The sequence below is a fragment of the Dehalococcoidia bacterium genome, assembly GCA_021295915.1.
Taxonomy (GTDB): Bacteria; Chloroflexota; Dehalococcoidia; order Lucifugimonadales; family UBA1123; genus VXRN01.
In genome coordinates this window covers 41,140-51,915 of the sequence record JAGWBK010000047.1, presented here as the reverse complement: position 1 = coordinate 51,915, position 10,776 = coordinate 41,140, and the positions used below count along the sequence as shown (strand labels likewise).

At 57.1% G+C, this 10,776-nt stretch carries 10 protein-coding genes and 1 pseudogene (1 of these 11 only partly in view); 5 read left to right on the top strand and 6 right to left on the bottom strand.

Going from position 1 to position 10,776, the window contains the following annotated elements:
* The 5 genes from J4G14_12610 to J4G14_12590 form a co-directional block, all read right to left on the bottom strand.
* The coding region (locus J4G14_12610) for a class II aldolase/adducin family protein (GenBank protein ID MCE2458632.1) at positions 1–433 on the bottom strand (433 nt) is incomplete at its 3' end.
* 269 nt (positions 434–702) lie between these two features.
* On the bottom strand, positions 703–2,193 hold the full coding sequence (locus tag J4G14_12605) for an FGGY-family carbohydrate kinase (protein ID MCE2458631.1): 1,491 nt from the start codon (positions 2,191–2,193) through the stop codon (positions 703–705).
* 283 nt (positions 2,194–2,476) lie between these two features.
* Complete coding sequence (locus tag J4G14_12600) at positions 2,477–3,490, bottom strand: hypothetical protein (GenBank protein MCE2458630.1); 1,014 nt, start codon at positions 3,488–3,490, stop codon at positions 2,477–2,479.
* A gap of 6 nt (positions 3,491–3,496) precedes the next feature.
* Complete coding sequence (locus J4G14_12595; protein MCE2458629.1) at positions 3,497–4,261, bottom strand: phytoene/squalene synthase family protein; 765 nt, start codon at positions 4,259–4,261, stop codon at positions 3,497–3,499.
* Between the two features lie 470 nt (positions 4,262–4,731).
* The gene (locus J4G14_12590; GenBank protein ID MCE2458628.1) at positions 4,732–5,478 is read right to left on the bottom strand and encodes a hypothetical protein; all 747 of its coding nucleotides are present in this window, start codon (positions 5,476–5,478) and stop codon (positions 4,732–4,734) included.
* A gap of 196 nt (positions 5,479–5,674) precedes the next feature.
* Between J4G14_12590 and J4G14_12585 the strand changes: the two genes are divergently transcribed.
* Entirely contained in the window at positions 5,675–6,925 is a 1,251-nt protein-coding gene (locus tag J4G14_12585; protein MCE2458627.1) for an AAA family ATPase, read from the top strand.
* A 339-nt stretch (positions 6,926–7,264) separates the two neighbouring features.
* Here J4G14_12585 and J4G14_12580 read toward each other — a convergent pair whose 3' ends face one another.
* Positions 7,265–8,437 (bottom strand): polyprenyl synthetase family protein, encoded by a 1,173-nt coding sequence (locus tag J4G14_12580; protein MCE2458626.1) that lies wholly within the window; start codon positions 8,435–8,437, stop codon positions 7,265–7,267.
* Between the two features lie 175 nt (positions 8,438–8,612).
* Here J4G14_12580 and ndhC point away from each other — a divergent pair, with 175 nt between their 5' ends.
* The 4 genes and pseudogenes from ndhC to J4G14_12560 all read left to right on the top strand — a co-directional run.
* Positions 8,613–9,008, top strand: a complete 396-nt coding sequence (gene ndhC, locus J4G14_12575) for an NADH-quinone oxidoreductase subunit A (protein ID MCE2458625.1) — start codon at positions 8,613–8,615, stop codon at positions 9,006–9,008.
* A gap of 3 nt (positions 9,009–9,011) precedes the next feature.
* A complete protein-coding gene (locus J4G14_12570; GenBank protein ID MCE2458624.1) occupies positions 9,012–9,605 on the top strand; it encodes an NADH-quinone oxidoreductase subunit B in 594 nt (197 codons plus the stop codon).
* 98 nt (positions 9,606–9,703) lie between these two features.
* Positions 9,704–10,129 carry an NADH-quinone oxidoreductase subunit C gene (locus J4G14_12565; protein ID MCE2458623.1) on the top strand — a complete coding sequence of 142 codons (426 nt, stop codon included), beginning with the start codon at positions 9,704–9,706 and terminating at the stop codon, positions 10,127–10,129.
* 64 nt (positions 10,130–10,193) lie between these two features.
* A pseudogene (locus J4G14_12560) lies at positions 10,194–10,776 on the top strand (NADH-quinone oxidoreductase subunit D); it runs 498 nt beyond the window's last position.

The following is a 10,776-nucleotide window of genomic DNA, read 5'->3' as shown; positions in this document are numbered from 1 at the left end:
CCAGATTCTCCGTTCCGGGGAAACCGTATTGGGAGACCCGTATCGTACCGCCAATGTAGACCACGACTTCATCGATCACGGGTGGGAGATCGATTCCAGATACAGCGAGTACACTTGAGTAAACCGAGTGTGTGTGGACCACGGCTCCGGCATCCGGGCGCCTCTGATAGATACCGACGTGCAGCAGGCTTTCAGATGAGGGGGCAAGGTCGCCTTCTACAGGCTCGACTTCGAAGTCCGTCACAACTATGTCGTCCGCAGTCATGGCCTCGTAGGCTGTCGATGCCGGCGTGACTGCCATCAGGTCGCGGCCGTTGTCGTTTCCGAGTCGGACGCTGATGTTCCCGGCCGTACCCGTTACCAGACCGAGGTCGGCCATCCGCCGAGCGGCATCAGAAACTGCCTGCTTGTCATCTTTCCATTTGCTAGACATGAGAGTGATTGTATCCAGTTTATACGGAGCTTAGTCGATTTACACTGGCAGGCTAAATCTGAGACTGTGTCAGTTTGGAAGGCAGAGTTTTCCCCCTCACCCCAGCCCTCTCCCTCAGGGAGAGGGGGTCTGTTGGTGGTACTCATGCCTATCTGTGTACCTTTTACATACCCCTATCAGCCCCCGTATCAAGTCCGGGGCAGGCTCTGAGGGAGAGGGGATCTGGATTCGGTAGGGAGCCATTCACCAAATTGACACATCTTCATAGTTCAGGCTAGCAGTGGTCCGATGCTTTCATGTACCTCCAGCCAGCGTTCGTAGTGGTCCTGGTACTCGGCTGCTGCGGCAGGACCGGGCGCCGAGGTGCGAGCTTCCTGTGACGCTGCTGCTGCCGTTTCAGCCAGCGAACTGTATTCGCCCATTGCGGTCATCGCGATCGCAGCGCAACCTAGGGCAGTCACATCAGACTGATTGTACGTGGAGATGGGGCGTCCCAGGACGTCTGGCAGTATCCGCCTGAAGGTGGTCGAACGGCTGAGGCCACCACCTAGTGCAATGCTGTCCGCAGTGATACCCGACTCGCTCTCAAGCTGTTCGAGATTTGCTCGAATCGCGTATGAGAATGATTCGAGTGCCGCCCTGCCAATCTGTCCCGGAGTCGGGCCACCAAACGTTATAGGCGTAGGGAAGAGGATTCCCCCCAGCCTCATCCCGACCACAGACATATCCATAGCCTGCGGTCCGAAGTGACCCGTTACCCCAAACGATCCCAAAGGAGCTGTACCGGCAAGGCTGTCCAACTTCTCGTAGTCAAGCCCGCTGCCGGACAGGGTCTCGACAATCCAGTGCCACACGTTGCCGATGTCCCCTGCGCTGCTCTCCAATGCCCACAGTTCAGGGATTTGGAACAGTCCAGTCCAGGTCTTCATTTCGGACGACTGAACCGGCTCGGGGACCAGCATCTGAACGGGTGCGCTCCACCCGGCGATTATCCCAACCTGCCCTGTCTCGACAACTCCGGCTCCAAGCATCCCGCACTGGGTGTCGGCACCCGCAACAACCACGGGGGTACCCGAAATGGATGCGATTTCTCTCGCGTTCACGGTTCCGCGAATCTCGGTCGCCTCGTGGAGCGACGACTTGGGACATCTCAAACTCAGCTCTTCGAACATATCCGATGCCCAGGTTCGTGTTCGAATGTCGAGCAGGCCGCTTGCCGCTGCCAGGGTAGGTTCACAGCCGAGATTTCCAGTAAGGCGATATGCGATCCAGTCCGCAAGAGTGAAGACGTGAGCCAACTCCTCGCATTCTGCAGGGCGCGTGTCGCGCAGCCATGCAAGCTTGCCGGCAGCCATCATGAAAGTGGGCCGGTGGCCTGTAGTCTGGTACAGAAGAGCCCCGTGCTGGGCATCGAGCGCTGATCCCTGAAAGACCGCGCGCGTATCCGTGTTTGGTCCCGCATGTATGGGGCGGCCTTGACTGTCTACGAATACCAGGGACTGGCGTTGCGATGTAATGGAGACTGAATGAGGTCTGTGTTCGCCGTCACTGGTGCACTCACTAATGGCGCTGCACAGCAATTTCCAGCACGCTTCGAGGTCGAAGCTCCTTTCGAAGGTGCCTGCGTCTGGCTCATCCTGGTATGCCCATGGTCGGGAGACAGACCGTGTAACTTTGCCAGCGGGATCTACCAGATGGCAGCGGATCGAGCTTGAGCCTGCGTCGATCACGAGCACGAGGTTTGGGGGCATCACTCTCATGCTGGCCATCTCCTGTGAGTGGTCAGGAGTGGTAGGTATTCTCAGTTTTCGCCCTCACCCCAGCCCTCTCCCCCAGGGAGAGGGGGTCTGTTGGTTGGTGTCCGTGCTTGTTTGTACGCTAATACCTACCCTTGTTGGTCCTCAGGGAGCTTACAGGGGTAGGTAGACTGACAATTCGTTCGTTCCCGGATCAAGTCCGGGACGGGCTCTGAGCTTGTCGAAGGACATCCCTATCCCCTGGATTCCGGCCTTCGCCGGAATGACGGTTTGCGAATACCTACCCCTATAAACCCGTTGAGGGAGAGGGAAAATTGTGGCGGTCGGGCCATACTTTGGGAACTACGAGGTTAGCTGGTCGTCGGCCCTCGATGAAGCTGATGATGTCGTCGGTCACCATCTTGGAGTGGCGCTCGATTGTCTCGTCGGTAGCCCCGCCTACATGAGGCGTCAGGATCACGTTGTCCAACTCCAGCAGCGGGTTACCTGGCGCGATTGGGTGGGTCTCAAATACGTCGAATGCGGCCCCACTGATGCTGCGTTTGCGGAGCGCATCCAGCAGCGCGGCTTCCTCCGCTATCTGGAAGTCGGAGCAGTTAACGAGGTATGCCGACGGCTTCACCTGTGCGAAGAACTCGGCATCCAGCAGTCCCGTCGTGTCGGGGGTTGCTGGCACGTGAACGCTGATGAAGTCCGAGACTTTAGCCAGGGTATCAAGGTCCACCATGCTGACGTCGTCGGGAGTGTCGGTCACGTATGGGTCGTAGGCCACCACCTTCATTCCGAGACCCGCGCACATTTCGGAGAGTGTACGGCCTATAGCTCCCAGCCCAACGACTCCGACTGTCCGAACGCCGACTTCGACGCCACGAAAGTCGGTATAGCCGGCTATAGGATGGAGCCAGCTCCCCGAGCTGACGTATTCATGAGCCTCGGTGATCCTGCGAGCCAGAGACAGGATGAGCGCGAGGGCGTGCTCGGCCACGGCACGGGCATTACGACCGGGCGTGTTCACTACGATAACGCCATGTTCGGCGGCGGTCTCGATGTCAACCTGTGTTGTCGACCCGCGGCAGATTCCGACGAATCGCAACCCCGGGCACTCCTGGAAGGTCTCTTCGAATACGAAGTCTGCTTCTACGACCAGTATCGAGATTTCTTCAGTAAGAATTCGGGCTGTGAGCTCATCCGGGTCTGTGAGCATGCGTGTGTCCAGCCAGCTCTCGTAGGAGACATCCATCTGTGTGCGAAGCCGGACAAGCTGGCCCTCGTCGAAAGGAGCGAGAATCAGAGCGTGCATGGTCTGCTACAGCAGGCGCCTGACAACCGGTATGCCAAGCACTGCGCCGCCGATCCATAGTCGCGCGGCAATCAGCAACTTTTCTCGAGTGCTGAGACCAATTCGCTGGGAATACACGTCGAACCCGGATTGCTCGATTCTGTCGAGGATCGCTCCGTACGCCCCGTGAAGGCCACGCAGGCACGCTCTGGACTCCGGCTCCACCATGCTGAACAGGGGCCTCGACCGCTCGTAGTACGACCTCGCACGGTCAACCTGGTACCTCATCAGGGACCTGAACGGTTCATTGACTACCCGGCTCTTCAGATCTTTCTCCGTGTAACCGAATCTGGCCATCTCGTCCTGAGGCAAGTAGATCCGATCGCGTCCGGCATCTTCGTCGAGGTCTCTCAGTATGTTGGTGAGCTGCAGAGCGATGCCCATGTCGACCGCGAGGTCCTCGGCGCGAGGATCGTCGTACCCGAAGACCTCGATACAGATCAGACCGACGACCGAGGCTACCTTGTAGCAGTAGTCCCGGAGTTCAGCGAAGTTGGCGAACCTGTCTTTGACGAGGTCGGACTCTACGCCATCGAGGATCTCGTCGTAGTATCTGACCGGGATGTCGAACGTGCTTGTCGCGTTCGACAGTGCGATGTACTCGGGTTGAACGTGGTGCGAGCGATCAACTTCAGCCTCTTCGTGCTGATCGGCCAAGGCAACAGCCAATGTGCGCCGAGAATCGGCGAACATCCGGCGCTTGTCGGAGAGGGGGGTATCGTCATCGGCGATATCGTCCCATAGCCGACAGACCGCGCGCGTCGCTTATGGGTAGGCAGCGTACGAAAGGCGTAGTAGAAGTTCTTGGCGTGTTCTTTCGCTACCTGCTGACAGTGGTCGTAGGCTCGTTCGAGTACGGCGGCTTCTAGCTGTGTTGAGGACGAACGCATAGGTCCCTAGCACTGCAGTCCCGCGCCCCTGTCATGGGGAATCGACATCGTCGCAGTGAAGGCGCGAGATCGTCTGCTACATGGAACGCTACCACGATGGCAGTAGGGGGACAAGCCAGGAGAGGCTGTGTCAGTTTGGTAGGCAGCGTTTCCCCCCTCACCCCCGTATCAAGTACGGGGCAGGCTCTAGCCCTCTCCCTCAGGGAGAGGGGACCTAAGACTCCGTAGGGACGTACCCACCAAATTGACACAGCTTCACAAGCGAGTGAAGGTGGCCGATTACTGACTTGGGGCGAACTCGTGCCCGCGTTTTCAGTAGCGGTAGTTGTTGGGATCGAAATGTATATCCATTGGCTCGCCGTGGACTTCGCACTCGGGGTCCCTACAACCAGTGTATGACTCGAAGTACTCCACGTCGATGGTGGCGAGAAAGGGGTCGAAATCCGGGTCTTCACACTCGCTCATGAACTCGAAACGCGGTGAATCCAATACCTCGAATGCGATTTCGGTCTTTGCGTCGGTAGCTGCATGGCTCTCTGCTTCAGGCTCCACCTGCTGAACAGGTCTGTCCAGGACCGCTGCTGGAGCATCGGCAACCAGGGCGGGGTCCGTCCTGGGCGTGGTCACAGGTGTGGCCTGAACGTTCCGTGTCGAGCGTGGAGGCTCGGTTGTGTGTTGAGGCTTGGGCAGCGGGAATGTCGGGCTCTTTCCAAAGGCCCGGCTGAGGAGCTCCCTTGCCGCCGATACGCGGTGTCCGGGATTGGCGCCGCTGAACTGTCCCTGCATTACCTCTATGAGGAAGAGGCAGATGTCTCTGCCGTCGTCCGTCTTGATCCTGATGAGCCTGGAGAGGGCCGGGTCTATCGTCACCCACTGCTTGTCTTCGGCCACCTTGCGGGGAGCGGCATTCTCCGCGATCAAGTCTGAGGCGTCGGCATGTCCATAGATGACGAGAAGACGGGCTGCTGTGAGCCTGTGGTTGAGCTTGCAGCCGTCAATGTCCCCGTTCATCGCCTCGATGCCGTCGGTGTTGTCTCTTATGAATTCTGGGATGTCCATTGGTCAGGTCTTCACGAGATAGAATATATGTTCTGTACAGGATGATAGTGGGTGTGGGTGGTAGCGTCAAGGGTGTTAGCTCAAATCGGAATTGGATGTTAATAGAGGAAGCTTCTCAAGGTAGTTTGATAGACTCAAGTGTAGAAAATCGTCGATCAGTGGAACTCGGTAAGGGTAGCGGTCTGGAGGCAGACAGATGTCGGACAAGTACACCCTCCAACTAGAGAATTTCCGCTCGATTCGCGACGCAACTGTAGAGATAGCACCCTTAACCGTGATCTACGGAGCGAATGGTTCGGGCAAGTCGTCGCTGATCTATGGTCTGCTCACGCTTAGGAATTTCTTTAACAATCCGGCCCAGAATGTTCCGAGCCTATTCTCGTATCCAACAATCAGTCTCGGGGGCTTGAGGGAGGTTATACGCAACCATATTGAAGATGCACAGCTGTCGCTCTCCCTTACTGTTCTGGGTGAAGATCGTGCGTCTAGGGTATGGCTGTCAATTGCGAACTTTGGCGGACAGGTTGGTGTGGAATTTTCGGGTCCGAATAGAGACTTTCAACCAGCCTATATGAGTTTGGACATCCCATTTCCCTATCGCGGTGATCAGCAGACGTCTGTCAGGCTAAATCTGGCCACATCGGATGAATTTGCCCATCTTACGGCACCGCCCGCTTACGTGAATTGGAACGGAATCAGTGTTGGACTTGAACAGGACGAATACGGTGTTGATCCTTCAGTACTAGTGCGTAACATTAGGAACGCGAATTCTCCCATGGGTCTAGCACGCAGTGTGGGATTTGTACCGCTAAGACGCGGGTTCGCGACTCCGGTGTACAGCGTATCGAATGTGACGCCTACCTTAGCTTCGGATGTTGAGGTGGCATCACTGCTGGCTACTGACCGGTTCCTAGAATACTCGGTCAGCCAGTATCTGGAATCGGTCGCCGATCGTCAGCTTCGAGTTCGTATGCAGGTTGGTACTTCCTTATTCAACTTGGACTCCGTGCCAATAAACGGTGGCGTGCCGGTATCTATCGTCAATGAAGGATTCGGTATCAATCAGCTAGCGCACATGCTTACCATCTGCCTCTATGGGGACACAAAGCTAGTCGCCATCGAAGAGCCTGAGATCCACCTCCACCCCTCGATGGTCAGGAAGCTCGTCCACGCGATGGCGGAAATCGCTACCGAACGCGACAAGCGCATCATCGTTTCCACCCATAGTGAGACATTCGTACTGGCGCTTCTTGCTCAGATTGCTGATGGGAAGATCGGTGTGGATGATGTCTCGTTCATCTTCGCAGAGAAAGAGGATGGAGAGAGTACGTTTACCAAGCAGGAAGCGACTCAGGACGGGCAGATATCAGGAGGCCTTAGGTCGTTCATAGCCTCTGAGCTGGAGGATATGGCGATTCTCTTTGGTGAGCCATCGGAAACCAGCTGACCTGGACTGATGATAGTCGTCCTTAACGAGTGGATTTTCCACGATCTTTACGGCCGTAATGGCGATCATAGACAGCGCGAAGCGGCACAATTCCTGGGATCTCTTGTACGGTCTGCCGACATTATGGTGGTCCCTAGCGAGCCTCGCTGGATCGGCAAGGCAAATGGATTGATGAGGTTCATGGATGCTCGTCGCAGAGCAATCAGCAAAGTGTTCCGAAGTCTGTATGATGACAGTGACAGGACAATCAGAATACAAGCTGATATGGCTGAAGATGTGCCCGACCATCTGTTAAGCCAGTTGCCGGTTGAGGACGTATATTTGGTATCTGCTTACCTGTCAGCAGATGCTGATGTTCTCGTCACCACCGACGAACCGCTGTACGAGTCGCTGGCGGAATCTGATCTGGTGACCTGCCGAATGAGGGACGACTTCCTGGCGGACTACTAGACGCGAAGTCTTAGCACCTACCTGTCCCTGACCATTAGGAAGTGGGTGAATTCTTCGATTTCCTGGCGGTGTGGCAATCGCCTCCATCGCCATGTCTGCCCACTCGCTGACCTCGGTTCCGGCCTGCTCCTGGACTCCTGTACGGTCCATTATCTCGAGGACTGAGGAGACGTCGTCCTCGTCGAGTTCGTCTTTTTGATAGATGCTGGTCAGCCTTCTGCCGTCGGCGTCATCGGCTGTTTCCATTGCCAGTACCACGGGGTAGGAGTTCTTCTTGCGCCTGATGTCCGATCCGACGGGCTTACCTGTGACGTCCTCCTGTCCCCACACACCCAGGACATCGTCCCGGATCTGGAAGACGTAACCGAGGGCCCTCCCGCACTCCCTGAACGCGGCAACTGTCTCGGCATCGTCTGTGCCAACTGCCGCGCCCAGGTTGAGCGAGCACCTGAGCAGCGCTCCTGTCTTCCGGGAGATCATCCGGCGATAGTCGGACATGCTAATGTCGCGTCGGCCCTCGAAGGAGATGTCGAGGTACTGGCCTTCGATCATCTCCAGGTAGGACTCGGTGAGCAGGTCGGCTGCGGTCACAGCGCGACGGCTGTCGACTCCTGACGAGGGCAGGCCGTGGAGTGCGGAGTCGGCTACCACCCGGAGCACGTTTCCTGAGACAAGTGCCTTCGGTTTGCCCCATACGGCCCAGATCGTCTTGCGGCCGTGGCGTGTCTCGTCCTCGTCCTGTATGTCGTCGTGGACCAGCGAGAAGTTGTGAATGAATTCGAGCGCAACAGCGGCGGGTATGGCCTGGGAGGCTGTACCGCCCACAGCCTCGCACCCGAACAGGCAGAGCGTTGGTCTGACGGTCTTTCCTGTCGTCGCCGTTATCGGAGCGCCGGTCTCATCCGCCCAGCCCATGTAGTACCTGAGCATGTCGTACACGAACGAATGGCTCTGGGACAGCTCCGACCGCAGCGCGTTCTGGATGGACTCGCCGTAGCGTTCGATCATTGGAGGCAGCGGCACGGGCTCCATGTCACCTGAGGTTTTGAGATCAGTAATCAAGCGTTTTTCGCCCCTCTTTCAGGGTACCGTTTGTAAAACTTTTCACTTGCAGGTTTCAAGAGGCGTGTGCTATATTTCGCCCGAATCCAGAACTTGGCCAGAACGGGATTTTACCCCTTGTAACCCCGTTCGCACGGTCGCCCCCGCCTTAGCTCAAGGAGTCGTCTTCAGCGACATGCTTGACGAGTATTTCCGGCAATATGCCCTGATTGCCATCTTCGTTGCGGTAGCTTCGGCAGTGCCAATCGGAATGCTGGTAGCAAGCTGGATGTTGACGGTTCTCAAGATCAGGCCATACGCTCCGGACCCGATCAAGAAAGCGATCTACGAATGTGGGTTCGAAACGCTTTCCGGGCGGTGGAGCCAATTTAATTTCAGATTCTACTCCTTTGCTCTGATCTTTGTCGTCTTCGACGTAGAGGTCGTATTTCTCTTCCCCTGGGCGGCGAGCTTCGGCTTGCTTTCGGCCCAGTTCGGTGCGTTCGTACTTCTGGAGATGCTGGTGTTCGTTGCGATCCTTGTAGTCGGGTGGCTATATGCCTGGCGCAAGGGATCGCTGGAATGGAGTTAAGGCATGACGCTGGACCCAACCTCAGGCCTTCTTCTACACCAGTCCACCTGGGACTTAGACAGGGAAGAAGGGAACTACGTAAATCACCTCAAGGCCACTCACACGGATGCTCTGGCTGAGCCCCTGCTCGAGGTGCCTGAGGAGTTCGATCGTAACATCGCCATCACTTCTGTTGATGCCCTCATAAACTGGGGGCGCAAGTCTGCGGTCTGGCCTCTGTCTTTCGGACTGGCCTGCTGCGCTTTCGAGATGATGGCAAGCGCGATGTCGAGGTTCGACATCTCCAGGTTTGGCATGGAGGTATTCAGGCCTTCACCCAGACAGGCCGACCTGATAATCATCGCGGGCACTGTAACCTGGAAGATGGCCCCTGCTATCGAACGCGTCTATCAGCAGATGGCTGAACCGAAGTGGGTGATATCGATGGGAGTATGCGCCACGAGCGGAGGGCCCTACTACGGCTCGTACAGCGTGGTGCCGGGAGTCAACCACATAATTCCGGTCGACGTCTATGTGCCAGGCTGCCCACCACGTCCCGACGCCCTTCTGTATGGCATCATGCAGCTTCACGAATTCAGCAGGGAAGGAAGTAGGTAAGTGAAGGTGATCACCCTCACCCCCGTATCAAGTACGGGGCAGGCTCCATCCCTCCCACGCCGAGGCGTACCTGCGACCCATCGAGGGAGAGGGGGCTCTTGACCAGGGCACACTCCGCGGAGGATGCGGCACGCCGGATCAACGAGTCCATTCCGGGAGCGGCCGTCGAGAGCACACAGACCGACGTCTGGGTGCTGCCTGAACACATACTTCCGGTGGCTCGGCTTCTCAAAGACGACCCCGCATTCGACTTCTCATTTCTTACCGCCCTGTCGGCGGTGGACTACGTCGAGTACTTCGAGATGGTGTACCATCTGGTCTCGCTACGACGGAACGCCAGTCTAGTCGTCAAGTCCAGGGTGTATGGCAGGGACGAGCCCGCCGTTCGGAAGGGCGCAGACCTGCAGGAGAGGGAAGTCTGGGACCTGATGGGCATCCACTTCGAGGGACACCCGAACATGAAGAGAATTATGCTCTGGGAAGGATTTCCCGGGCATCCGCTCAGAAAGGACTTTTTGGGTTAGTGGACTGCTCACATAGTTGTGATGGTCTGAAAAGTATCCTTCGACAAGCTCAGGACGAACGGTTGTGACAATCAGGACAGAACCAGTCACCATAAACCTTGGGCCCCAGCATCCAAGTACGCACGGGGTGTTCAGGCTGCGTGTCACGTTCGACGGGGAAGTGGTGCTCGGTGTCGAGCCGGTGTTCGGTTACCTGCACAGGGGTTCGGAAAAGCTGGCGGAATCGCGTACGTACGTCCAGATAGTCACGCTCACCGACCGCATGGACTACATCGCCAGCATGTCAAACAATCTGGCCTACGTCAGAGCGGTAGAGAAGCTGGCGGATATCGAAGTGCCTGAGCGGGCCCAGTACATTCGTGTAATCAGCGCGGAACTTCAGCGCATTGCCAGCCACATGATGGCGACAGGATTCCTCCTGAACGATTTGGGAGCGTTCGCCACGCCTCTCATGTACTGCTTCAGGGAGCGCGAGCGAATACTGGACCTGTTCGAGATGCTCTGCGGCGCTCGCATAACGTTGAGTTACATGCGTCCAGGCGGGGTTCTCCAGGACGCGCCGGACGATTTCTGGCCCGCGCTCGACCGGATCGTCGAAGACCTGCCAGCTTCGTTAGACGAGTTGGAAGACCTGATCACAAGTAACG